We start from the raw sequence: 23,404 nt of genomic DNA on the forward strand, positions 1-23,404 counted from the left end.
TTTTCCTACCAGAGATACCCCTGAAAATCTTTTTCACCCTCTCAGTTATGCACCCTGTGCACAATTCCCTGAAAACCTTGCTACCTCTGGGTTTGTCGTGATTAATAGGATATTCACTGACTGTGTCCCCTGTTCACCTATTCTTTAACGTCCTCGTGCTTCGTCCAAGGCTCTCATATTGCCACTGGCAGTATTGTGTTCTCCCGCTAATAACGTGGCGATATAAGTAAAGATGCTTTTACCGCTGCCACCTTCGCCCGTCACTTCAATAAATAGCTGCCAGTCATAACGGTTTGCCAGGATCATAAACAGGGCGGTGTTGATACGATTCATTTTATTTTCATTGCGCCCTGCCGCATGGGACAGCCAGCGATAAAAATTTGGGGCGTGAACCTGACTGGTCAAAATGTTGCTTTCTCACCCTAATGAGAACAATTAGACAATAATTGAGTAGGAATATAATAAAAGTTGAACAACACATTATCGTACCCTCACCAGAAAAGGTGGGGAAATATACCGCTGATGGCGTTCGATGAGAACTTAAACACACAAATTATACATTAGTAAATACTTTATACCGTTAGGAACTCACTGTGCATGTTTTGACAAGAGTATAATAAAAAAATATTATTTTTATTGGTGCCAGAACCGCTACCACAAACAGATCGCTTAATAGAGCGAATGTAAGTAAAACTTAAATTTAACCATGCCAAGATGGTGGTGAATAATACCCGGTAACGGGGAATCAACCCAGCCTTTCATGTGGTAGGCTTCTGAACATCTTGGCGCCTTAATTAGGGATGTTTAAGAATGAAAGCATTAGCCATTATTGCTCTTATATTTTCAGCTTTGTCTATTTTTATTCCGGTCGGCGGTGTCTTTATCTCTATGTTCTGTAGCGTTTTTGCGCTTATCACATTCTATAAGAGTCCGACATTATCTGGCGTAACATTTGGTGTTAACATCATTGATATCGCCTTTTTATCGCCAAGTATTATGGCTACCGCTGCCACAATGCACAGTAATGGTGAAGATGGTATAGGGCTTTATTGGTTCTATGTGGGCTTCCATATTGTTCTTTTTGTATTGGCAGTCATCATTTCAATGATTTTGAAGAAAAGATCAAGTAAAAAACAAACCGCTATAGCGAGTTAATGGCATGAATAAGTTCCTAAATGAACTGACCCCATAAAGTTGGACGGTTTTAGTTAGGTGGATAATAATGCCAGATAATTAAATATACAATTCAAGTAGTTAGCTGACGTAATGTAAATAGGTATCTAAATGAAAAAAGTATTGAAATGGGTAGGGATAGTATTTGTTGCTTTGTTCGTACTGGGGCTAATTGTTGGTAAGGATGAGAATAAAAAGGGTGAAGATAAACCAGAGGGAGATATCTCTGTTTCTTCTAATAGCTCATCCAATGGCAAGAAAACAATTTCTTTGACAGAAAAAGAAGCTGAGTTCATCAATTTATCGATTGAGGACTACGCTGATGTGGCTTTCGATGGTGGTGATGCCTTGATTAAGCCTGATGCTATTTTTGTGACAGCCAGAGAATTGCAAAAGAACTATGCAGCGAATGAAGCAAGGGGTGATAAGACATACAAAGATAAAGATATGATCATTACGGGTATCGTATCATCTATTGATTCAAGCCTTGGCGATATTCCTATCGTCACTTTGAAAACAAACGACATGTTCAGTAGTGTTCATGTTAGATTCAAAAAACAGTACAGAGATATTGCTATCGATTTAAACAAGAACCAGAAAGTGACTTTCTTTTGTAAAGGTGATGGCGTGATAATTGGTTCTCCTACTGTAAGTCAATGTGCTCCTGTTGATGTGGCAAAAAATGATTTTATTAACAAGCAGAAGCAATACGTTAATAAAGCGCTTAAAGGTAACAAAGATATATCGGATAACACCAAGGAATTGATTATACTTGCAAAATTTGTAGGCGAGCAAACTAACGATTTTTCCAGTTGTGAAAAGATCGATAAGAAGTGCCTGACTTCCATCGCGCCAACACGACAAAAAGCAGCAAAAAATATAGGATCATCACCGACCATGCAGGAACTCAAAGAGTTACTGGGTAAAGAGTAAATATAGACAGCTTTTCACGAAACCCAGGCTGCTGACAAACCTCGTTAAAAATGGCAGGGTTTGTCAGCAGTCTGAATGGTGATTTAAATCGCCATTCAGCTAATGAAAATATTGGAATATCTTACTCCACTCTTTATGAGAGGAAAACAATTCTAAAATTGTTAAAATATTGATAACAAGAATAACAAAGGTAATTATTAATTAACTTTCTATCACGCTCATGACTAAATAAACAATTCATCAAATCAATAAGTTCACAACGCTAAACCACCACAAATTATACCAAGAAAAATATCACCATTAATTTTTCCGCGTCCAATTTAAAATCAACAGTGGAAATACACACCAATATGCTTTTGTATAGTCAATTATTTATGAAGAAACAATAAAAATAGAGATAAAATCTCATCAGAATGCAGAAATAAACTCAATAGTATTCTTCCTGAAAGGATAAATGTAGCAGTATTCTAAGAATTTATTTAAACTATTCTATGCAAAGTCACGATGTCACTCATCTCATCTAACAAGAGAAAAATGATGAAAACTTCACATAAGCTATTGATCAGTCTGGCCTGCATTATCACGCTTGCAGGTTGTGCACGCAATGCTCCAATATTAACACCTCAAACCACTATTGTGTCCCATAACTCTCTCTCTTCTGTGAAAAAAGCTATTTTGGAAGCGGGTAAAAAACGCAGATGGGCCATGACTGAAGTTTCTCCGGGCGTTATTGATGGATTCCTGAAAAACCGCGAACACGACGTTCAAATACGCATCAATTATACCGCCAAAAACTATTCCATTAACTATGTCACCAGCCATAAGTTAAGAGAGAAGAACGGGAAAATTCATCGCAATTATAATCGTTGGGTTAATAACCTGGATAAAGACATTCAGATGAATTTAGCCCTGCTGGCTAATCAGTAAATCACTTAAAGCCTATCCAAATAGGTAAATATTACTGATGAGATAGGCTTTAACCTTTCAATATATTTTCTGGCTACAGACATATCGGATATTGGGATATATGACCGCACCCTACAATTATGATAAAGACGAATTCAGTGCTCTTGAAGCCATTACTGAAGCTCAGCGCATTGCTTTTGCCCCCATGCTATTTCAGACTGCAATCGGGCTACGCGATTGCGGGATTTTATCTTTTTTAGATAAAAATCATAAAAATGGTGCAACTAAGGATGAAATTTGTCGTGGCTCAGAATTAGACAACTACGGTGTAGGCATTTTACTGGATATGGGACTGAGCGGGAAAATTATCATCAAACAAGATGATCGCTATTTTCTCAGTAAAATCGGGCATTATTTGCTACATGATAAAATGACTCGTGTCAATATGGATTTTACTCAGGATGTTTGTTATCAGGGGCTATTTTATCTAAAAGAATCCCTGATAAAAAATAAGCCTAAAGGGTTAAAAGTTTTCGGCGAATGGCCAACCATTTATCCGGCCCTCAGCCAATTACCTGAACCCGCGAAAACAAGCTGGTTTTCATTTGATCATTTCTATTCTGATTCCGCCTTTAGTGCAGCCTTAAAGCGCATATTCTCCATGGCCCCTAACGTGATTTATGATGTTGGTGGCAATACAGGAAAATGGGCATTGCGCTGTTGCCAATATGACAGTAAAGTCAGCGTCACTATTCTGGATTTACCCCAGCAAATAAAACTGGCTGAAGAAAATATACGCAGCCAAGGTATGGCTGACCGTATTTCCGGCTATCCTGTTGACATGTTATCGGATAACGAATTACCCACAGAAGCAGATATCTGGTGGATGAGCCAATTCTTGGATTGTTTTTCCGAAACACAAATTATAGGCATCTTACGCAAGATCTCAGCAGCCATGAAACCGGATGCACGAATTTGCATCATGGAGCTATTCTGGGACTGCCAGCCTTTTGAAGCAGCGGCTTATAGTCTTAATGCGACCTCGCTTTATTTTACTTGCATGGCAAATGGTAATAGTCGTTTTTACAGCATTGATGATTTCAGCCAATTCCTTAATAAAGCCGGGTTGGTAATAGAGAAGCAGATTGATCAGTTAGGGCTTGGACACACCTTATTGATCTGCAAAAAACAGTAACGAACGGTATTTCATGAAATTGACATTGGATATTACAGATTGGCAAGCCATTGCTCCGGGACTCTCCATGGCTGAAGAATGGAAAACGTGGTCCGCAACATCGCCAGCCGCTATTGATGCATCATGCCCATTGGCGAAATGCACTCAATTACCGATGATGACAGCTCGCCGTCTCAGCTCAGGCAGCCGTCTTGCCGTGGATTGTGGTTTGAGTATCCTACAGCGTAATCAAGTCGATGCCATTGTCTATACCAGTCGTCATGGTGAATTGGAACGCAATTACCAGATATTGCAAAATTTGGCACGGACGGAGAGCGTTTCCCCCACCCATTTTGCCATGTCAGTTCATAACTCTTCAGTAGGCAATTTGACCATTGTGGCTAAAGCACCTCTGGTTTCCTCTTCCGTTGCAGCGGGCATCGACAGTTTCCAGCAAGGGCTGTTTGAAGCCTTGACACTGCTCCATGCGGGTCATCGCAAAGTCCTGCTCGTTGATTTTGATGGTGAGATCCCCCGTTTTTATCACAATGTCATTCATGCCAATACCCCAACCTACCCATTTGCGGTAGCCCTGCTGTTGGAGCAAGGCACTGGCCTGCACTATACAAAACAGCTTTCATCGCAAACTGAGCCTAACCTCCCCCAAAGCCTTCAATTTCTTCATGGCTGGCTGCGAGGTGAATCGCGTTTTATGGTTACCGGGGATCATTGTCAATGGAGCTGGAGCCGATAAGATGGCAAAAAGGATAGCGGTCAATATCGCGGAACGCATTAACTGGCTCTGGCGCCTGCTCATGACAGGGTTTTGCTTCATCCTGTTTGGCCTGGGAGGGCTGCTGCTTTCCCTGAGTTGGTTTAACCTATTGCTGTTTTTTCAACGCAATGAAGACAAAAGTTGCCGCCTTGCGCGTCATAGCATTGCATTCAGTTTTCGCCTGTTCCTTTTTCTGACCCGGAAATTGGGCGTGTTGGACTACCATTTTAGTGGCCTGAAAAAACTCCGCGCAGATAAAGGCTGTTTGATTGTTGCAAACCACCCTAGTTTGCTGGATTACGTCATATTGGCATCGACACTGCCGGATGTGGATTGCATCGTAAAATCAGCACTGCTACACAATCCGTTTGTCCGTGGTGTGATCCGCTCCGCACGTTATCTCATCAACAACGATGCAGAAACCTTACTTCCCGTTTGTCGTGAACGGCTGGCTTCTGGGTACAATATTTTGATTTTCCCGGAAGGAACCCGCACAACGCCGGGGCACCCCATTTCACTTCAGCGTGGGGCAGCCAATATTGCCGTGCGATGTGAATGCGATTTACGGATCATACATATTACTTGCAGCCAAAGGATGTTGGATAAAAACAGCAAGTGGTATCAAATTCCACCGAAAAAACCCATTTATACGATCACCATTGGTGAACAACTCACCCATGAAAACTTTGCTGTCGATACAGAAAACGGCCATGCCATCGCTGCCCGTCAGCTCAATCGCCAGCTTACCCACTTATTAACACCATCAAATAAATAAATGTCGGATACGATGATGCAAGAATTACACCATGAAATAAAAAAATTAATCATAGACACCCTGAACTTGGAAGATCTCACACCTGCTGATATCGCAACTGATGCCCCCCTGTTTGGCGATGGTTTGGGGCTGGATTCTATTGATGCGCTGGAACTGGGTTTAGCGGTCAAAAATCGTTATGCCATTGTCTTGTCTTCTGAAAGCGAAGAGATGCGCCAGCACTTTTCTTCTATCGCCGCACTGGCAACTTACATCCAGTCACAGCAAGCATAAGAACAGGTGTCATGATGGAAAAACAAACAATTTTTCAGGAAGTTTCACAACTTTTGGTTCAACTGTTTGAACTGTCTCCTGAAGATATTACTCCTGAATCACGGCTCTATGAAGATCTAGAACTCGATAGCATCGATGCCGTTGATATGGTTGTCCATTTGCAGAAGAAAACGGGCCGTAAGATCAAACCTGAAGCATTCAAATCTGTCCGTACTGTTCAGGATGTGGTGGATGCGGTGGAACAATTGTTGAGAGAAGAATAAGTTGAAAGAAGAATAATCAGTACACCAGAAACAAGCAGCAGACATTTGGGTAGTGAATTGAAGCCGTTGATTTTATTGTTCCGTATTGCCAATACCGTGATGTTAATCGCCTGGCCTTTCTTGGTGTGGGCGATGGTCAGCTATGGGCAATTTCATGCCATATTAGTTGTCATTATTCTGTTTTTTGTTTTGCGATTACTGTTGAGCAAACATCAGACCCGCAATCAGCAAAAAACCGGTTGGAATGCCGGATGGATCTTGTCCATAGCCGGGATCATTCTGGGACTGGCCAGTTTATTCCTACGCAGCCATCAATGGCTGATGTACTACCCAGTGGTCGTTAATGTCGTTCTGCTGGTTCTGTTTGGTGGTTCATTACATTATGGGCCTCCTATCATCGAAAGAATGGCTCGTTACAAAGAGCCCAACCTGCCCCCAGAGGGCGTTCTTTATACACGTAAGGTCACTTATATTTGGTGCCTGTTCTTTATGTTCAATGGCACGGTGGCGCTTGGAACTTGCCTGTATAACGATATGTCCCTGTGGACATTGTGGAACGGGATAGTGAGTTATCTATTGATTGGGTTGCTCATCAGCGGTGAATGGCTGATACGCCAACGGGTAAAAAAAAGATGAAAATACAACCTATATCCCAATGGCTATCAGAGGATCATTGCCCCAATCGCGTGATCAGTTGGGGAAATCATGCCATCGACCTGAATACATTCCGGCAGGATGTCACCACACTATATTGGCGCCTGAAAGACCAAAAACAGCCAGCCCTGCGCTGGGCACTGTGTTTTGAAGACAGTTACCATTTCTGTGTGGCGCTGCTGGCAACGCTTCATGCGGGCCAGACTCCCGTGATTCCGGGACACTGCCGTGAGGCTCAATTGCAGGAACAGCAGTCTCTGTTTGATGGGGTGTTGACAGATTTACCTCTGACCTTATCCTGTCCTTGCTGGCAAATCCCACAATCAAATCCAGACATTGATGTGATGGCAAGAGCCTCACTGGACATCGCATTGCCGGCTATTCCGGCGGATGCCACTCTGGTGATGTTCACTTCCGGCTCAACAGGAACTCCTCAGCAAGTGATCAAACCCATCACCGTCATGGATCTTGAATCCCAATGGTTGGCGGCTTTATGGGGAGACAAACTCCAATCTTGCATTGTCAGGGCTTCGGTCAGCCATCAACACTTGTATGGCTTGACCTTCCGTATCTGGCTGCCTATGTCGCTGGGTTTACCCTTTGAACGCAAGAGGGTGGAATTTCCCGAACAACTCGTCGGTAGCCCACGTTGCGCGCTGATCAGTAGCCCGGCCTTTCTGCAACGGCTTGATGACCAACTTGCCGCCCCAGATTGCTCTTTTGTGGTTTCGGCGGGCGGCCCTTTGCATTTTGCCCATGCTGAACGGGTGCAACAGTGGCTCAAGGTTATTCCCAATGAAATTTATGGCTGTACCGAAACCGGCATTATGGCCTGGCGCAGGCGTAAAACGGACAATGCGGTTTGGACAACATTTGATGATGTGTCATTCCACGAAGAGGAAGAAAAAAATCTGCGCGTCTATTCTCCGCTTCTTTCTGAGTCAACAGGTTTAATTCTGGATGATCAATTTGCCTTTGACGATCAGGGTCATTTCACTCTATTGGGGCGTCGCGATCGGCTGGTAAAAATTGAAGAAAAGCGCATTTCCCTGTCAGAAATTGAACGCCGTCTGTGTGACATTCACGGTATCACTGATGCTGCTGCGCTACTCATCAATCGGGGAAAGCGTAACCATATTGGTGCCGTAGTGGTTTTAGATCATGAAAACTACGCGCGTTATCAGCGGCAAGGTATGGGTGAATTTTTACAGGATTGGCGTCGCCAATTGAAACCCTGGCTGGAACCTGTCGCATTGCCACGTTATTGGCGAGTCATCGAAACCATGCCCTTGAATGCCCAAAGCAAGCGTTCATGGCCTGCATTACAGGAGCTATTTAATGCAACCCATTGAAATTCACCGCGAGCAACCGGCTCAAAATGAGGCCATGATACATTTGTATTTAGATCCTGATTTGGCTTGGTTTCGTGGACATTTTCCCATTCAGCCACTCTTGCCGGGGGTCGCCCAAATTGATTGGGTTATGCACTATGCCCGGACTCTGCTCGCGCCGGGCTGGTCTTTTTCTTCGATTGAAATGGTGAAATTTCAATATCCCCTGCAACCAGGTGACAAATTGCTATTGAAAATCACATGGGCAGAAGAAAAACATCTCCTGACCTTCAATTATGATATAGACGTGTCGAACGGAGGCGAACGTCAGACTGCAAGCCAAGGAAAGATAAAGTTATGTCGTTGAGCGTCAACCCGATTACGCCCTGCGTGGTTATTCCCTGTTATAACCACGGCGCAACCATGCCGGCGGTGTTGGAAAGATTAGCGCCCTACCAACTTCACTGCTTTATTGTCGATGACGGCAGTGAACCCGATACTCAGCATCGGCTTGAAGATTTGGCAAGATCCGCTCCCCATGTGACCCTTATCCGTCTTGAACATAATCAGGGCAAAGGTGGAGCCGTCATGGCAGGCATGCAGGCAGCCGCAGGTTCAGGCTATAGCCACGCCTTGCAGGTTGATGCCGATGGGCAACATTGCCTTGAAGATATTCCCTCGTTTTTGGCAAAGGCCCGGCAATGTCCCAATAGCCTGATTTCTGGCAATCCGAGATATGATGTTTCCGTGCCCAAATCCCGCCTTTATGGACGCTATATCACCCATTTCTGGGTTTGGGTGGAAACGTTGTCTTTCTCCATCAAAGACAGTATGTGTGGCTTCCGGGTTTATCCGTTGGCTCCCACCCTGCAACTCTTGGCTAAAAAAGACATTGGCCGCAGGATGGATTTTGATATCGAGATCATGGTGCGGCTTTACTGGCAAGGAACAGAAAGCGAGTTTGTCCCCACACAAGTCACTTATCCTGAAAATGGCCTATCCCATTTCGATGCCTTACGGGATAACCTCAGTATCTCATGGATGCATACCCGCCTGTTTTTTGGCATGTTACCGCGTATTCCATCACTATTATGGCGTAACCGCCGTCATTGGTCGGATATTAAGGAGCGCAAGGGGCTGTCTGGCATGAAGTTCATGCTAACGGTTTATCAATGGTTCGGACGCAAACCCTTTGAATGTTTGCTTTACCCTGTCGTGGGTTATTTTTGGGTGACAGGTGGCGCCCAGCGTCAGGCTTCCCGCCAATATATTGGGCGCCTGAAACAAACCCTACAGCGCAAGGAGATCCCCATTCCACGCGGCCTTGATAGTTACCGTCATTACCTGCGTTTTGGCAGGGCGATGTTGGACAAAATAGCAAGCTGGCGCGGTGACTTAACATGGGGAAAAGATATCGGGTTTGCGCCAGGCGCAGAACAGACGCTTTTGGATGGAGATTCAGGCGGTAAGTTACTGCTGGTTTCTCATTTGGGTGACATTGAAGTCTGTCGGGCACTGGCACAACGAGCGGGCAGACAAATCATCAATGCGCTGGTGTTTACTGAACACGCCCAACGTTTTAAACAGATTATTGAAGAAGTCTCACCGCAGGCAGGCATCAACTTATTGCCAGTCACGGATGTCGGGGCCGATACCGCCATCATGCTGAAAGAAAAAATTGATGCGGGTGAATGGGTAGCCATTGTCGGTGATCGGATTGCGGTTAATCCTTCCCGCGCCAATACCCAACGGATCGTATGGAGCCAATTTCTGGGTCATCACGCGCCATTTCCACAAGGGCCATTTATCCTCGCATCAGTGTTGCGCTGCCCGGTACTGTTGATGTTCGCTCTCCGCCAGAATGATAAGTTCAAGATTTATTGTGAACACTTTGCCAATCCTCTGGAACTGCCACGTAAACAAAGAGAGCAGGCATTGCAACTGGCGGTGGATCGCTATGCCTCCCGCCTGGAATATTACGCCCTGCAATCACCCCTTGATTGGTTCAATTTTTTCGATTTTTGGCAATTGCCAGTTGATCGGACACATAAGGAATAAAAAATGCTGACGGATCCCCGTTTTACTGCCGAAGTCGAATTAACTGTGCCATTTCACGATGCTGACCCAATGGGTGTCGTTTGGCATGGCAATTACTTCCGTTATTTTGAAATTGCCCGTGAAGTGCTGATGAATCAATTGAATTATGGTTATAGCGAAATGCGTGAATCAGGCTATGTTTGGCCCGTGGTTGATGCCCGGATCAAATACCGCGCCCCCGTGCGATTTGAGCAAAAAATACGCATCAGAGCGACCATCGAAGAATTTGAAAACCGCCTGAAAATTGCTTACCAGATTTTTGAGGCAGTCAGTGGCAGGAAAACAACGATGGGCTACACCATTCAGGTTGCCGTTTCCGAAGCAACACAGGAAATGAGTTTTGTCAGTCCAGATATTCTATTCGAACGCATGGAGATCAAATCGTGAAAAAGTGGCGCTCGATCCTACTGTTTCTGACCGCTAATCTCCTGACAATCCATCATATGGCTTATGCCATTACCCTTGATGAGTTACAACAACGGTTTGCACACCAAGCCGTCGTTCGGGCCAGCTTCACACAGGAACGTCAAATTCAGGGAATGCCAAACCCCCTGCATTCCAACGGTGAAATGTTGGTCTCACAGCATAAAGGACTGTGGTGGCATCAGCAAAAACCTTTCCCGCTAACACTGGTATTGGATGACAGCCATATGGTGCAAATCATGCAGGGACAAACGCCCCAAGTGATTACTGCCGATTCCAACCCACAACTGTTTCAGTTCAATCATCTGATGCGGGCATTGTTTCAGGCCGATCGTGCGGTGCTGGAAGAAAATTTCAAAATCGAGTTCAACGATCTGGGACAGGATAAATGGCGTTTGCTACTGACGCCAAAAACGTCCCCTTTGGACAAACTTTTTACCGTGATTACCCTGAGTGGTCAAGCTAACCTTGATGCCATTGTACTCACTGACCGCCAAGGTGATCGCACCGAATTATTGTTCACCCAACACCGACTGACTCCAGGGACGTTAAGCCATGAAGAAGAACAACACTTCAAATTCTGAGCCACGTCTGCTGACACTCTTCTGGTTGCTGATATGCTCTCTCTTGCTGATATCACTCGCTGCCCTGTTACCTCAATCCCGCTTGTCCACCAGCATATTGGCCTTATTGCCGGCGCAAAGTGCCGGGGATATGCCGCCCGCATTGCAAGAAGAGTTCATGCAACGCCTTGATCGCCAGTTGGTGTGGATGGTCAGCCCGGGGAAAAAAGAGGATACTGCCCCTGCACAATATTGGCTGGAACATCTGCAAAAAACGCCATTTCTGACCCATGTCAAAGGGCCAATGACAGCAGAACAGCAACAGGCATGGGGACGTTTTTACTATGAACACCGCAATGCGATGCTCGATCCCGTAACCCGTGACCGGCTGAAAGAGGGTGGCAACCTACAGGCAAACTGGATACTGTCTCAGGTTTATTCCGCATTTTCCGGTGTCAGTGGACAAGAACTCAGTCATGATCCCCTGATGCTGGTCAGGGGTTCCCAACTGGCTCTCCAGCAAACATCCAGCCAGTTGCGGCTCCAAAATGGTTGGTTGGTCGCCAAAGAGGGTTCTGGAAAAGATAGATCAGGGAGAAGTTGGTATCTGCTCCACGGAGAACTCAACAGTTCCTCTTTCGATATGCAGCAAGGGCATCATGCTGTCACGGAGCTGAATAAATTGCAGCAAGCATTAAGAACCCAATTCCCGGATGCCGAAGTGATTTCACGGGGAACTCTGTTTTACAGCGATTACGCGACTCAACAGGCAAAACACGATATTGCGACATTGGGTAGTGCAACGGTACTGGGCGTGCTGTTACTCATTTATTGTGTTTTCCGCTCCCTGAAACCCTTGATGCTGTGTGTTCTCTCCATCAGCATCGGCGCTTTGGCCGGAACAGTGGCGACTTTGGGAGTCTTTGGCGAATTACATTTTATGACGCTGGTGATGAGCATCAGCATCATCGGCATTTCCGCAGATTACGCCATTTATTATCTGACAGAACGCATGGTACATGGACGGGAAGTTACACCGTGGCAAAGTATGCGGAAAGTCTTGCCTGCGTTATTAATGGCATTGGCGACCACCGTCATTGCCTATCTGATCATGATGTTTGCCCCTTTCCCTGGCCTGCGCCAATTGGCCGTATTTGCCGCCGCAGGGTTGACGGCTTCCTGCTTGACTGTCGTTTGTTGGTATCCCCGACTGACGAAAAATCTGCCCGTGCGCCCGATCCCTGCCATGATCATGTTAATGCGCTGGCTGGCCTTGTGGAGACGCAATAGACTGTTTTATATCGGCTTACCCGCAGTGCTAGCGATTTTTGCCTTGCTGGGGATTTCCCGCTTGCAAGTCAATGATGACATTGCCCAATTGCAGGCCCTGCCGCAGGATATCCATCAACAGGAAAAACATATCGCGGCACTGACCGGACAGCGAAGTGATCAAAAATGGTTTGTTATTTACGGTGATAATGCAGAGCAAACATTACAACGACTGGAATCCTTTATTCCAAAACTGGAGACCGAAAAACAGCAGGGCAATATCAGTCATTACCAGCGGCTGCCCCTCTCTTCTCTTGCACAACAGCACCGGGATCTTGACCTTATCAAAGCCGCCATTCCCAATATCATGGCTCGTCTTACCGACGCCGGGCTGACAATCGATCAACCCGATATCCAACCCATGACAGTGATGCCGGATGACTGGCTCAACAGTGCCGTCAGTGAGGGCTGGCGCCTGATGTGGATAACCCTGCCAAAGGGTCAAAGCGGCGTCCTGCTACCGGTCAACGGCGTTAAGGACAGCGTATTGATGCGCCAATTGGCGGAAAAACAGGACGGTATCAGTTGGATCGATCGCAAACTGGCTTTCGATGAAATGTTTCAGTTTTACCGCACCATGCTTGGCTGGCTGCTGGTGGGTTCAATCACACTGATCGCCGTCAGCTATATTGTTCGACTGGGTCTGCGCCGGGGAGTCATCAGTCTATTGCCATCACTGCTCTCACTGGGATGTGGGCTGGCTGTTCTTGGCTTCAGTGGCCATAGCCTGAATTTGTTCTCAATATTGGCTTTGGTTCTGGTGCTCGGCATTGGCATCAACTATACCCTGTTTTTCAGCAATCCCCGTGGTACGCCACTCACGTCTTTATTGGCGATCAGCGTGGCAATGTGCACTTCATTACTCACGCTGGGTATGTTGGTATTCAGCAGTACTCAGGCAATCAGTAGCTTTGGCATCGTATTATGCAGCGGGATCTTTACTGCCTTCCTGCTATCACCGCTGGCCATGCCTGAACGCCAAAAAAGGAAAAAGAAATCATGATACGGCTATTTATCTTATCCCTGACTTGCCTGCTGACAGCGTGTATGAATTTCCCGCAGGATAACTCGCCCAGCGCGTGGTTGAAGCCGGGTGTGCGAGTTTCTCTGCCGGAACCGAAGATGACGCCCGCCATTAATGAACAACAACTGTTAACAGCCACGGTGAAAGGTAAGCAACAATCCTTGATTGTGCTGCTCAGTGCGAATGAACACCATCTGTCACTGGCCGGATTGTCCTCATTGGGCATCCGGTTGTTTAAACTGGATTACGACAACAACGGCATCCGTACCGAACAATCGATTGTTCTGCCGGAACTTCCGCCAGCCAATCAGGTATTGGCCGATATTATGCTCAGCTACTGGCCTGTTTCTGTCTGGCAGGCTCGGCTGCCCGCAGGCTGGACACTTCAGGACAGCGGCGATCGCCGTCAACTGCATGACAAAGATGGAAAATTAATCACAGAAATTCAATATGATACCCGAAATGACAAACGACGCCCGATCCACGTCCGACAGTTTATTTTTGGCTATAGTATCGCCATTCAGCATCTGGAAGCGTAAAACATGATTTATATTTCTGCCGTGGGTATGCTCAATGCCTTGGGTAATAATGCGGATGAAATCGCACAGAATCTCATGCTCGGTCAGGCACCCGGCATGTATGAGCGTTCAGGCTGGTTACAACCCGATAAAATTTGCTGTCTGGGCGGAGTTGACGGTGAATTACCCACCATTCCCGATGCCCTGTTTAAGCACAACAGCCGTAATAATCGCCTGCTACTGGCTGCCCTGATGCAAATCAAACCCCAAGTGGACGAAGCTATCGCCCGTCACGGACATGAACGCATCGCCGTCATCATGGGAACCAGTACATCTGGCCTTGACGAGGGTGATCAGCATGTCAGCCGAACCCTGCATCAGCAATCTGATGAACATTACCATTATTATCAGCAGGAGCTGGGTGATCCTTCCCGCTTCCTTGCCCATTACCTCGGTATTGATGGGCCTGCATTTACCCTCTCCACGGCCTGTTCATCCAGCTCACGGGCGATTATCAGTGGTCAGCGCCTGATTGAGATGGGAGTTGTCGATGTGGCTATTGTCGGTGGAGCAGACACACTGAGCCGGATGCCCATTAATGGATTCAATAGCCTTGAATCCCTCTCTTCAACACGGTGTGAGCCATTTTGTGAAAACCGCGCAGGCATTACTATTGGTGAAGCCTCAACATTACTGTTGCTGACGCGGGAACCCCAAGCCATTGCGCTGCTCGGTGTGGGAGAATCCAGCGACGCTTGGCATATGTCGGCTCCTCACCCTGAAGGAAAAGGCGCAATTGAAGCCATCAATATGGCATTGAACAACGCGAAGCTCTCTCCAGCCGAGATCGGTTACATCAACCTGCATGGAACGGGCACAAAATTAAATGACCAAATGGAATCCCTCGTCATCAATCAGATTTTTGGCGAAAACACACCATGCAGCTCAACCAAATATTTAACTGGCCATACCCTGGGGGCGGCAGGTGCCTGTGAAGCAGGACTCTGCTGGTTGCTGCTTACACGCAACCTGCCCCTGCCTGTACAGGATTTCTCGCGCTCAGGCATAGAGACTTCCCTGACGGCTTGTGGCCTGTTGACCCAACCACAACCACTGGAAAAACCGATTATCATGTCGAACTCTTTTGCCTTTGGCGGAAACAATACCAGCCTGATATTGGGGGCTGCATAATGCCTGACTATTTATTGGTGGATAACCATTTATTGGCAGATAGCTATTTATCGGTAGATAACTATTTATCGGTAGATAACTATTTATCGGCAGATAGCTATCTGCCCCATGCAGCCCCCATGGTATTACTGGAAAAAGTGATCAACGTTTCCAGCGACCATGTCCATTGTCAGGTCACCGTCAGCAACGAAGGGGTTTTATCCCCTTTTCTCAATGCAGAAGGTCATATGCCGAGTTGGTTTGCGATTGAAATTATGGCGCAAGCCATTGGTGTCTGGTCTGGCTGGCATCGCAAGAAAAGAAAAGAAGAAGATTCCGCATTGGGTATGTTACTCGGCGGACGTGCGGTGCGATGTCTGGCTCCTGTTTTCACTCAAGACAGTGTGCTGGATATCCAAATGAATTTATTACTGCAAGATGAAAAAGTTGGCAGTTTTGAAGGTTCAATCTGTTGTAACGGCACAGTGCTGGCAACGGGTCGCCTCAATACCTACCAACCAGACAAAACAGAACTTAAAAAATTATTTCAACGGGATGGAGTAGCATAATGCGTTCAGTTCTAGTGACCGGTGCCAGCAAAGGGATCGGCAGAGCCATTGCCTGCCGACTGGCAGCAGACGGATTTACCGTCATCGTTCATTATCACAGCGATGCTAACGGCGCAGAAAAAACACTGGAACATATTCAGGCAAATGGAGGCCATGGCCGTGTACTGACGTTTGATGTTTCGGATCGCACGACTTGCCGTGAAGTGCTGGAAAAAGATATCGAAGCCCATGGTGCCTATTATGGCATTGTCTGCAATGCCGGGATCGCCAAAGATGGCGCTTTCCCAGCGCTGGAAGGCAATGACTGGGACAGCGTCATCCATACCAATCTGGATGGCTTCTACAACGTTATCCATCCCTGTGTGATGCCGATGATCGGTTTGCGTCAGGGAGGACGAATCATCACGTTATCATCCGTGTCGGGTTTGATGGGCAACCGTGGACAAGTCAATTACAGCGCCGCCAAAGCGGGCATTATCGGGGCAACAAAAGCGCTGGCAATCGAATTGGCGAAAAGAAAAATCACCGTGAACTGTATTGCGCCGGGGCTGATTGGTACGGATATGATCCAAATGGAAGAAGTGGCCTTGAAAGAAGCCATGAATATGATCCCGATGAAACGCATGGGACAAGCAGATGAAGTTGCCGGCCTTGCCAGCTACCTGATGTCTGATATTGCGGGCTATGTGACCCGTCAAGTGATATCAATCAACGGAGGAATGCTATGAGCCATAAGGAAATGTCCCGCAGAGTCGTTATTACGGGAATGGGTGGCGTTACCGCCTTGGGGCATGACTGGCAATCTGTTTCCAGCGGATTGAAAGCGGGGATCAACACCGTCCGAAAAATGCCGGCATGGGCAGAATATGATGGACTCAACACCCATCTTGGGGCGCCGATTACCGATTTCATTTTACCCGAACATTATACCCGTAAACGCATCCGTTCCATGGGACGTGTTTCCCTGATGTCAACGCGCGCCACAGAGCTGGCCTTAGAGATGGCGGGCTTGAGTGACGACCCGATACTGACCAATGGAAAAACAGGCATTGCCTACGGCTCCTCGACGGGCAGTACCAAGCCAGTCAGTGACTTTGCAACCATGCTGACGGAAAAGCATACCAATAACATCACCGGTACCACTTACGTACAAATGATGCCACATACCACTGCCGTTAACACTGGGCTGTTCTTTGGTCTACGTGGCAGAGTGATCCCAACCTCAAGTGCCTGTACATCCGGTAGTCAGGCGTTGGGTTATGCGTGGGAAGCAATCCGTCATGGCTATCAAACTGTGATGGTTGCAGGTGGTGCCGAAGAACTGTGCCCATCCGAAGCGGCGGTATTTGATACACTGTTCGCCACCAGTCAAAAGAATGAAGCACCAAAAACCACGCCTTCCCCATTTGATGTTAACCGCGATGGTCTGGTGATTGGTGAAGGTGCTGGCACCCTGATCCTTGAAGAATTGGAACACGCCAAAGCACGGGGTGCCAAAATTTATGGTGAAATCATCGGATTTGCGACTAACTGTGATGCTTCTCATATCACTCAGCCAAAATCCGAAACCATGCAGATATGTATTGAAATGGCGTTGAAATCAGCCGGCTTACAGCCAACAGATATCGGTTACATCAGCGCTCACGGTACGGCAACTGAGCGGGGAGATGTGGCTGAAAGCCAAGCCACGGCCAATATTTTTGGTAACCAAACCCCTATTTCTTCGTTGAAAAGCTATTTCGGTCATACGTTGGGGGCCTGTGGTGCCCTTGAAGCCTGGCTAAGTCTGGAAATGATGAATGAGGGCTGGTTTGCCCCAACTATCAATCTGAAAGAGGTTGATCCCGCCTGTGGTGAGTTGGATTATATTATGCACCAGCCGCGTGAAATCCAGACTGAGTTTATCCAAAGTAATAACTTTGCTTTCGGGGGCATCAATACTTCGCTTGTGATCCGGCGTTGGGCTTAATCTAGAGAAAGTAAAGTCACAGACAGCGTGCTGGGTAAATACCAGCATTTTATCAGCAACCTGAAATAGTGAATAAATATTAAAGGCCATCGGAGGGTTAATCCGAATGGCCTTAATTACGTTTCCGCTATCTATCTGAATCAGCACCACCTGTATTTCAGTCAGGACTTAAAAACTTGCGTAAGAAATACACTGACCAGAACACTAATCCAAACTAACAGCCATTGATTATAGATTTATTTAGATATGACTCAATAAATTAAAATCATAAATAGGTAAAAACAAATAGAAAATATTCTTAGAATCTAATAACAAAAGAATATCATTCTTTCACCCAATCACCGGCGAATATTTCTGTTTCAGCCCATCGGATTTATAGGCCGTGTTTCTGATGGCGCTGGCGTTCTCCGGGGTGCCGGTGTTGTGATGGGTATGGGCGGCGGTCAGTTCAGCCAGTTCTTTCACCACATCCAGTGTGTCTAACATCAGGGTCATGACGTTGATTTGCTGGCTGCCCACCCAAACCACGGGCGCGACTATCTCTTGCTTGGCGCCGGCAATGCTCTGCTTAAGCAGGCCGATTTTTTCTACCAGCGTTTGCCCGACGTCAATATGGGCCTCTTTCCCCACACTGGCGACGAAGTTTGATGAGGTCGCGATGCAATAATCCCCATCGGCGATGTGCCGGACAGCGCCCGCCAGTAAGGTAGACGTTCCCAAAACGGTGGCTTTATCTGTGGCCTGTACCGTGGTGTCCCGTGCGACCACGGTGCGCGTTTCCGTATCAGCCTTAACGACGCGATGCATGGAAGACTCGTTGATGGTCTGGTCAGTCTGTCTGATCCAACTGCCCGCCTGCGTGACGCGCTGCGAGACTTCCGCCCGCTGCTGCTGCAACTGCTCGCCGGGCTTGATATCGGGCAGGGTGTTGCCCTGACTCAGGGTCTGGCGGATAAAGGGCTTGTCGGGTCGCCCGCCTTCGAAAGCAATTTCAACCACCGTCCCGATGGGCGGATATTGGAACATGCCCGATTCACCGCCCGCCATCGGCAAGGGCAGCGGAACGGCGCGATAAACCGGTGCAGCGGCGTCTTTTCCATCCGCATCCAGTAATTGCACATCAACGGCATAGCGCGGCCGGAATGGATCGGAAATATCGCCACTGACCGTGCTTTCGGTGTGTGCCTCAATGCGGCCAAATTGGGGCAGATGCAGCCCCGCCGATAATTCGGGGTAAGCCGCCTCCATCTGGCGCTGAATGGGCGTTTTGCTCGCCGGTTGGTCTTTCGGCATCCATGTGATGGTCATGTTTTCATTGGTCAGGTTGACCTTGTTCAGCCGTTGCTGATTCACCACAAAGCCGGGGCGCAATGACTGGATGAGGGGAAGCGTCATCGCATTGCCCGCCGATTGGCTCTGACTGAATTCATTGGGGATCTCGACGGGTTTTCCGGCAAACAATGAATGCGCCCAACTACCGACATACACCGAACCATCCGGCAACTGATGCCAGAGATAGTCTTCAATCGCAAAGACCTGCCCCAGATTCGCCAGCAACTGATAGCCCGTGCCGTTGTGGGTATAGTGCGGGACAGGCGTATCTGTGTAAGGCGCATCCGGCAAGGTGAAGGTCAGCCCGCTCTGCGCCTGCAACCAGTCAACCATCTGGCGCAGGGTAGGATGCTGAAAGGAGCACGGCCACGGGCGATCAAACACGCCAACCAGCTCACGCACAAACAGGCGCTGATAACCGTTCTGGGCAGGCTGTGAACGTTCCACATAGCCCGTAAACCAGCGCAGCAGCAAATCGGTATACCCCACATCGAGGCGCACCAGTTTTCCGGTGTAATCGGTGGTAGTTTCTGCCGTGATAAAGCCCCGGCCGCACGATGACAGTTCCAGCATAAGATTGGCGTCAACCAAAGGGATCTCATCATTGGACAGGTAAAGCCGGTTAAGGGGTTTCATTGGCCGCCCCTATATGATCATTAATCGGCTTTAAGACCTTGCGTTCAAACCAGCTTAATTTTTCCGGCTCTTCCTTAGCGGCGGCACCTCCCTTTCCGGTTTGTTTCTTGGCCGAAATAGTGCCGGCAGCGCGGGCATCGCGTTTTTCAGACACCGATAAATGTTCCCGCAGGGTAAAAGTAACCTGCCATGCCTGCTTGCCGTCCAGTTTGCTGGCGTCAATCGTGCCCGTAAAAGTGCCGATACGAAAGTTAATGGCCTGTGCGGTCAGGTTGGCGATCCGGTAGCGTTTCAGGTTGCCGTTCTCTTTGGCTTCCGCCAGTGCAAACAGGCGTGACAGGGTTTTCTGTTCGGTAAAGGGAATAATGCCCGTAATGCGCAATTCTTTCGGCTTGATGCCCTGTTCAGCGACCGCCGTGCTGGATGACTGGCCGCTTTGGTCGCTGTCCTGAAACATCATGGAGGGCGTGACGGTCAGGCTTTTTAACGGGATGGCCTCGCCATCAAGGGCGAGGGTGATAATCTGGCTCATGGTGTAGCATCCTTTCTAGTGGGCTGATGTCCTCCCCGACAAACAGCGTAGCCAAGGTATAAACCGCGTCCGGCTCCGGAATGCCTTTGCGCATCTGTTCGGCCAAATGGGCACCGTGGCCTGTTCCGGTAAATGTCCAGACGCTGGCCGATTTCCCCATTGTGCCAGTCAGGGCATCCGTGACCTGCTGCAAGGCGTTCTGTCTGACGGTGGTAAACCCGCTTAACTGGGATTTTAATCCGGCCAGACTGCCGCCCGCGCTGGCCTGTGCCTTGGCCTGTTCTATCCGTTGCGCATTCACAGCCAAACGACTGGTTGCCGTTGATAAGGGCTGAGGCAGCGGTAAACCACCGCCCTGCTGGGCTGGCAATTGCATTTTGGTGATCGCCAGACGTTCGGCGGTCTTTGCCATGCGGGTAACCTGCGCAAACACCGGCAGCGGCAACACCGATGAAAATTGCGTCAGGTTCTGCATAAATTCATCATGGGTCTTGGCGCAGATCATCAGAACCATGGTGTTCAGGTTCCCGGCACCCATCAGTTTATTGGACAGGTAATGAATGGCGTTGGTCGGGCTTAGATAACTGCCGCTGTCAGTTTGCTGCCCGATACCGTAAATAAACGGGTGTACGGGGACGATGGCGGCAGAGATCCCCGATAGGTTCGGGGACAGTTGCAAGGTTTTGCGTTGCCAGTGCATTATTCGGGTTGCTCCGGCCAATCAACATCAGGCGCATCTGAGCAATCCACCCGGTTGAGTAGCACTCTGTAGTGCCGCCATTGAGTTAATACCGACCTTTCAGCTTCCGTTGCTAATTCTAAATTAACTGCGTCCTGACAGATATCAATTTTTTCGTTAGCTGCGCGCAGTAATTGTCGTTTTCGAGATTCAGCCTGCTGCCGTAATTCCTCTGATGAGGGTATCTTGAGAGAAATTTTCCCGTTGAGATAAATCCAATCTTGCTCCCATCCAAAACCGTCAGGAACCTCTTCTCTTTCTATTTCTGCAATAGATAACCCAATCGGGAACAATGCACTTACATCATAGCTAAATGCCCGGATTACCCAGTTTTCGTCAAAACAAATTTTTAGTGTATCCGAGGCAAACAATTTTTGGCATTCATACCAATCCTGTTTATCTGAACTAACCAAATATGCAACACCCTCAATAGCATTATGAGGCTTATATGTAGAAAATGAGTCAAATCTGACCATTGAATACCTCGGCGGTTTTCCATTGTCCTGCAATTAAATATTGCACTGGACGATTGACGATGTGTGAAACAAAACCCGAACCGGATTTGGAAATACCAACACAAACATGTCCATCAGACAGCAGGGTGACCTGACCTGCCAGTGCAATCGTATGAATCATCTCACCCAGCCTGACACCAGTAATAACAGGGTTGTTATTAATCTTGACATCCCCCTCATTGCCAATGTACAGGTAGGTATTACCCGCAACGTTATCCAATGTAATCACATCACTAACACCGGGACTTCCCATACGCCAGCGGGCTTTACCACTATGGTCAGAGCCTTGAATGTACAGGGAACTATTTTTCGTATTTTTTAATTCCAGCACATTGCCATTATTCGTGAGTGTTCCTCCGGTATGGGATAGTCGGTTATTGGCGTTGCTGTTTGCATTGTCTGCCTGTTGTTTTGCTGTAACTGCGATATTTTGTACATTGCGGACAGATTGCTCTATGTTATCAATGCTGTTTTTGATCGGTAATAAGTCATCTTCATTAATAATGTCAACGCCATTAACTGTTATTGTTTTATTCGCAATCACAACGTACGTACTGTCAAGAACATTGTGCAATGCAAAATCACTATTTGCCCCAGTGTTACCGATACGCCATTTTGCAAGGTCATCATGACTGCTTCCCTGAATATACAATGAACTTTGAGTTGTATTTTTGAGTTCTAATATTCTGCCATTATTAGTTAATACTCCCCCTGTATTCGGCAAACGTTTATTCGCATTTTCCCTGACGACAGTCAGTGCTGAATTAGTTGCATAATCACCTTTCGTCTGTTTCCCGTTTAATCCTGCACTGAGTGCTTGTTGTGTTGCATAATCCTGTTTAATTCTGCCGAGTTCTTTTTGCAGTACAGCAATATCACGATCACTTAACGTTCCTTGCTTACGCAAATCAATAACATCACCGTTATCATCAATGCTAGCAATCGAAAAGACATAATGCGGGTAACCCGCCGCATCCACATAATTTTTAAGGTTATTTGATGCGGTAATCTTCACCCTAGTTTTCCACTGGCTCACCAGATTGCCCTGATAACTAAAATCGGCATACACGCGGGTATTACGTAAGCTGTTAAGTGTCTGGTCAAACTCCAGCACCCCGCGCAGCCCGCCCACATAGGCCAGCCCTTTTTTTACCGTGTATTGGTCACCGTTACGGATCACCGCAAAGCTGTCACCGAAAAACGCCGCCTCGCCGTAACTGTCGGTATTAATCAGGCGTTGCATTTCATCCATGCCGGTTAAACGCGCAGTAAAATCAATCTGCCATGTTTCCGCCGTGGTCGTGATCGCCGTCTCTTTGGCGGCACCCTCAAACTCCAGCAAAAAAGAGCGGGTCAGGACATTGCCCTGCAAGCCGTTGGCGGTCTTGATTTTCTTCTGGGTTGGCGCATGGGTGATCATGCCAATCACACCAGAGGCCTTATTAATCAGCCCAATCCAGTTAAAATCAAAGTGGCCGACTTCGGTTCCCAGCGTGACGCTGTAGGCTACGGCGTTCTCACTGGCAAGGCCAGTCTTGTTCACGGCCTGACGGTGCACAATGTGATTGGCCGCAGGCAGTTTCTCATCGCGGCTAATGGCCTGAGAGGGATCAAGGTTCGGCACATAGGCAAACACAAATTCATCCAGCACGACGGGATGGCCCGCAGCGGTTTGCTGTGCTTTCCATTTTTCAAAGTCCAGGGTTATGACGGAGGACATTTTTTTATTTC

At 47.5% G+C, this 23,404-nt stretch carries 25 protein-coding genes and 1 pseudogene; 20 read left to right on the forward strand and 6 right to left on the reverse strand.

What is annotated here, in order from left to right; all coding sequences use genetic code 11:
• Positions 1-147: 147 nt before the first annotated feature.
• Positions 148-390, reverse strand: a pseudogene (locus tag Xbed_RS08020) (DNA primase); the annotation flags it as partial.
• Positions 391-810: 420 nt separating this feature from the next.
• Between Xbed_RS08020 and Xbed_RS08025 the strand changes: the two are divergent.
• The 20 genes from Xbed_RS08025 to Xbed_RS08120 all read left to right on the forward strand — a co-directional run bounded on the left by Xbed_RS08025 (position 811) and on the right by Xbed_RS08120 (position 17,919).
• The gene (locus Xbed_RS08025) at positions 811-1,155 is read left to right on the forward strand and encodes a hypothetical protein (RefSeq protein WP_086112405.1); all 345 of its coding nucleotides are present in this window, start codon (positions 811-813) and stop codon (positions 1,153-1,155) included.
• A gap of 129 nt (positions 1,156-1,284) precedes the next feature.
• The gene (locus Xbed_RS08030; RefSeq protein ID WP_086112406.1) at positions 1,285-2,106 is read left to right on the forward strand and encodes an OB-fold protein; all 822 of its coding nucleotides are present in this window, start codon (positions 1,285-1,287) and stop codon (positions 2,104-2,106) included.
• A 537-nt stretch (positions 2,107-2,643) separates the two neighbouring features.
• The gene (locus tag Xbed_RS08035) at positions 2,644-3,033 is read left to right on the forward strand and encodes a hypothetical protein (RefSeq protein ID WP_086112407.1); all 390 of its coding nucleotides are present in this window, start codon (positions 2,644-2,646) and stop codon (positions 3,031-3,033) included.
• Between the two features lie 100 nt (positions 3,034-3,133).
• Positions 3,134-4,207: a methyltransferase gene (locus tag Xbed_RS08040; protein ID WP_086112408.1), complete on the forward strand. Its 1,074-nt coding sequence runs from the start codon at positions 3,134-3,136 to the stop codon at positions 4,205-4,207.
• Between the two features lie 13 nt (positions 4,208-4,220).
• Positions 4,221-4,940 carry a beta-ketoacyl synthase chain length factor gene (locus tag Xbed_RS08045; RefSeq protein WP_086112409.1) on the forward strand — a complete coding sequence of 240 codons (720 nt, stop codon included), beginning with the start codon at positions 4,221-4,223 and terminating at the stop codon, positions 4,938-4,940.
• Between the two features lies 1 nt (position 4,941).
• Positions 4,942-5,736 (forward strand): lysophospholipid acyltransferase family protein, encoded by a 795-nt coding sequence (locus Xbed_RS08050; RefSeq protein WP_086112410.1) that lies wholly within the window; start codon positions 4,942-4,944, stop codon positions 5,734-5,736.
• A gap of 15 nt (positions 5,737-5,751) precedes the next feature.
• Positions 5,752-6,009, forward strand: a complete 258-nt coding sequence (locus Xbed_RS08055) for a phosphopantetheine-binding protein (RefSeq protein WP_086112411.1) — start codon at positions 5,752-5,754, stop codon at positions 6,007-6,009.
• 11 nt (positions 6,010-6,020) lie between these two features.
• A complete protein-coding gene (locus tag Xbed_RS08060; RefSeq protein ID WP_086112412.1) occupies positions 6,021-6,272 on the forward strand; it encodes an acyl carrier protein in 252 nt (83 codons plus the stop codon).
• A 45-nt stretch (positions 6,273-6,317) separates the two neighbouring features.
• The gene (locus tag Xbed_RS08065) at positions 6,318-6,908 is read left to right on the forward strand and encodes a COG4648 family protein (protein WP_244182441.1); all 591 of its coding nucleotides are present in this window, start codon (positions 6,318-6,320) and stop codon (positions 6,906-6,908) included.
• Entirely contained in the window at positions 6,905-8,278 is a 1,374-nt protein-coding gene (locus Xbed_RS08070; protein ID WP_086112413.1) for an AMP-binding protein, read from the forward strand. Before Xbed_RS08065 ends, Xbed_RS08070 begins: the two co-directional genes overlap by 4 nt.
• Positions 8,265-8,624 carry an ApeI family dehydratase gene (locus tag Xbed_RS08075; RefSeq protein ID WP_086112414.1) on the forward strand — a complete coding sequence of 120 codons (360 nt, stop codon included), beginning with the start codon at positions 8,265-8,267 and terminating at the stop codon, positions 8,622-8,624. The genes Xbed_RS08070 and Xbed_RS08075 overlap by 14 nt, the downstream gene beginning before the upstream one ends.
• The gene (locus Xbed_RS08080) at positions 8,615-10,315 is read left to right on the forward strand and encodes a glycosyltransferase family 2 protein (protein WP_086112415.1); all 1,701 of its coding nucleotides are present in this window, start codon (positions 8,615-8,617) and stop codon (positions 10,313-10,315) included. The genes Xbed_RS08075 and Xbed_RS08080 overlap by 10 nt, the downstream gene beginning before the upstream one ends.
• 3 nt (positions 10,316-10,318) lie before the next feature.
• A complete protein-coding gene (locus Xbed_RS08085) occupies positions 10,319-10,741 on the forward strand; it encodes an acyl-CoA thioesterase (protein ID WP_086112416.1) in 423 nt (140 codons plus the stop codon).
• Between the two features lie 56 nt (positions 10,742-10,797).
• Positions 10,798-11,361 carry an outer membrane lipoprotein carrier protein LolA gene (locus Xbed_RS08090; RefSeq protein WP_086112524.1) on the forward strand — a complete coding sequence of 188 codons (564 nt, stop codon included), beginning with the start codon at positions 10,798-10,800 and terminating at the stop codon, positions 11,359-11,361.
• A complete protein-coding gene (locus Xbed_RS08095; protein ID WP_086112417.1) occupies positions 11,333-13,672 on the forward strand; it encodes an MMPL family transporter in 2,340 nt (779 codons plus the stop codon). The genes Xbed_RS08090 and Xbed_RS08095 overlap by 29 nt, the downstream gene beginning before the upstream one ends.
• Complete coding sequence (locus Xbed_RS08100) at positions 13,669-14,232, forward strand: DUF3261 domain-containing protein (protein ID WP_086112418.1); 564 nt, start codon at positions 13,669-13,671, stop codon at positions 14,230-14,232. The genes Xbed_RS08095 and Xbed_RS08100 overlap by 4 nt, the downstream gene beginning before the upstream one ends.
• Positions 14,233-14,235: 3 nt before the next feature.
• Entirely contained in the window at positions 14,236-15,402 is a 1,167-nt protein-coding gene (locus Xbed_RS08105; protein ID WP_086112419.1) for a beta-ketoacyl-[acyl-carrier-protein] synthase family protein, read from the forward strand.
• Positions 15,402-15,950 carry a hotdog family protein gene (locus tag Xbed_RS08110; protein ID WP_086112420.1) on the forward strand — a complete coding sequence of 183 codons (549 nt, stop codon included), beginning with the start codon at positions 15,402-15,404 and terminating at the stop codon, positions 15,948-15,950. Before Xbed_RS08105 ends, Xbed_RS08110 begins: the two co-directional genes overlap by 1 nt.
• The gene (locus tag Xbed_RS08115) at positions 15,947-16,678 is read left to right on the forward strand and encodes a 3-ketoacyl-ACP reductase FabG2 (protein ID WP_086112421.1); all 732 of its coding nucleotides are present in this window, start codon (positions 15,947-15,949) and stop codon (positions 16,676-16,678) included. Before Xbed_RS08110 ends, Xbed_RS08115 begins: the two co-directional genes overlap by 4 nt.
• 11 nt (positions 16,679-16,689) lie before the next feature.
• Positions 16,690-17,919 carry a beta-ketoacyl-ACP synthase gene (locus tag Xbed_RS08120; RefSeq protein WP_086112525.1) on the forward strand — a complete coding sequence of 410 codons (1,230 nt, stop codon included), beginning with the start codon at positions 16,690-16,692 and terminating at the stop codon, positions 17,917-17,919.
• A gap of 330 nt (positions 17,920-18,249) precedes the next feature.
• On the opposite strand, the gene Xbed_RS08125 is transcribed toward Xbed_RS08120, so the two are convergent.
• The 5 genes from Xbed_RS08125 to Xbed_RS20155 are packed head-to-tail and all read right to left on the reverse strand — an operon-like array spanning position 18,250 to position 23,393.
• Positions 18,250-19,887 (reverse strand): type VI secretion system Vgr family protein, encoded by a 1,638-nt coding sequence (locus Xbed_RS08125; RefSeq protein ID WP_086112422.1) that lies wholly within the window; start codon positions 19,885-19,887, stop codon positions 18,250-18,252.
• A complete protein-coding gene (locus Xbed_RS08130; RefSeq protein WP_086112423.1) occupies positions 19,874-20,419 on the reverse strand; it encodes a baseplate complex protein in 546 nt (181 codons plus the stop codon). The genes Xbed_RS08125 and Xbed_RS08130 overlap by 14 nt, the downstream gene beginning before the upstream one ends.
• Positions 20,391-21,119 (reverse strand): hypothetical protein, encoded by a 729-nt coding sequence (locus Xbed_RS08135; RefSeq protein ID WP_086112424.1) that lies wholly within the window; start codon positions 21,117-21,119, stop codon positions 20,391-20,393. The genes Xbed_RS08130 and Xbed_RS08135 overlap by 29 nt, the downstream gene beginning before the upstream one ends.
• Entirely contained in the window at positions 21,119-21,634 is a 516-nt protein-coding gene (locus tag Xbed_RS08140; RefSeq protein ID WP_086112425.1) for a tail fiber assembly protein, read from the reverse strand. The genes Xbed_RS08135 and Xbed_RS08140 overlap by 1 nt, the downstream gene beginning before the upstream one ends.
• Complete coding sequence (locus Xbed_RS20155) at positions 21,621-23,393, reverse strand: phage tail-collar fiber domain-containing protein (protein ID WP_244182442.1); 1,773 nt, start codon at positions 23,391-23,393, stop codon at positions 21,621-21,623. The genes Xbed_RS08140 and Xbed_RS20155 overlap by 14 nt, the downstream gene beginning before the upstream one ends.
• Positions 23,394-23,404: the final 11 nt, after the last annotated feature.

It is taken from the genome of Xenorhabdus beddingii (assembly GCF_002127545.1).
Classification (GTDB): Bacteria; Pseudomonadota; Gammaproteobacteria; order Enterobacterales; family Enterobacteriaceae; genus Xenorhabdus; species Xenorhabdus beddingii.

Coding starts and splice junctions, on each gene's coding strand:
- Xbed_RS08025 (WP_086112405.1), top strand. CDS start 811: ATGAAAGCATTAGCCATTATTGCTCTTATATTTTCAGCTTTGTCTATT.
- Xbed_RS08030 (WP_086112406.1), top strand. CDS start 1,285: ATGAAAAAAGTATTGAAATGGGTAGGGATAGTATTTGTTGCTTTGTTC.
- Xbed_RS08035 (WP_086112407.1), top strand. CDS start 2,644: ATGAAAACTTCACATAAGCTATTGATCAGTCTGGCCTGCATTATCACG.
- Xbed_RS08040 (WP_086112408.1), top strand. CDS start 3,134: ATGACCGCACCCTACAATTATGATAAAGACGAATTCAGTGCTCTTGAA.
- Xbed_RS08045 (WP_086112409.1), top strand. CDS start 4,221: ATGAAATTGACATTGGATATTACAGATTGGCAAGCCATTGCTCCGGGA.
- Xbed_RS08050 (WP_086112410.1), top strand. CDS start 4,942: ATGGCAAAAAGGATAGCGGTCAATATCGCGGAACGCATTAACTGGCTC.
- Xbed_RS08055 (WP_086112411.1), top strand. CDS start 5,752: ATGCAAGAATTACACCATGAAATAAAAAAATTAATCATAGACACCCTG.
- Xbed_RS08060 (WP_086112412.1), top strand. CDS start 6,021: ATGATGGAAAAACAAACAATTTTTCAGGAAGTTTCACAACTTTTGGTT.
- Xbed_RS08070 (WP_086112413.1), top strand. CDS start 6,905: ATGAAAATACAACCTATATCCCAATGGCTATCAGAGGATCATTGCCCC.
- Xbed_RS08075 (WP_086112414.1), top strand. CDS start 8,265: ATGCAACCCATTGAAATTCACCGCGAGCAACCGGCTCAAAATGAGGCC.
- Xbed_RS08080 (WP_086112415.1), top strand. CDS start 8,615: ATGTCGTTGAGCGTCAACCCGATTACGCCCTGCGTGGTTATTCCCTGT.
- Xbed_RS08085 (WP_086112416.1), top strand. CDS start 10,319: ATGCTGACGGATCCCCGTTTTACTGCCGAAGTCGAATTAACTGTGCCA.
- Xbed_RS08090 (WP_086112524.1), top strand. CDS start 10,798: ATGGCTTATGCCATTACCCTTGATGAGTTACAACAACGGTTTGCACAC.
- Xbed_RS08095 (WP_086112417.1), top strand. CDS start 11,333: ATGAAGAAGAACAACACTTCAAATTCTGAGCCACGTCTGCTGACACTC.
- Xbed_RS08100 (WP_086112418.1), top strand. CDS start 13,669: ATGATACGGCTATTTATCTTATCCCTGACTTGCCTGCTGACAGCGTGT.
- Xbed_RS08105 (WP_086112419.1), top strand. CDS start 14,236: ATGATTTATATTTCTGCCGTGGGTATGCTCAATGCCTTGGGTAATAAT.
- Xbed_RS08110 (WP_086112420.1), top strand. CDS start 15,402: ATGCCTGACTATTTATTGGTGGATAACCATTTATTGGCAGATAGCTAT.
- Xbed_RS08120 (WP_086112525.1), top strand. CDS start 16,690: ATGTCCCGCAGAGTCGTTATTACGGGAATGGGTGGCGTTACCGCCTTG.
- Xbed_RS08125 (WP_086112422.1), bottom strand. CDS start 19,887: ATGAAACCCCTTAACCGGCTTTACCTGTCCAATGATGAGATCCCTTTG.
- Xbed_RS08130 (WP_086112423.1), bottom strand. CDS start 20,419: ATGAGCCAGATTATCACCCTCGCCCTTGATGGCGAGGCCATCCCGTTA.
- Xbed_RS08135 (WP_086112424.1), bottom strand. CDS start 21,119: ATGCACTGGCAACGCAAAACCTTGCAACTGTCCCCGAACCTATCGGGG.
- Xbed_RS08140 (WP_086112425.1), bottom strand. CDS start 21,634: ATGGTCAGATTTGACTCATTTTCTACATATAAGCCTCATAATGCTATT.
- Xbed_RS20155 (WP_244182442.1), bottom strand. CDS start 23,393: ATGTCCTCCGTCATAACCCTGGACTTTGAAAAATGGAAAGCACAGCAA.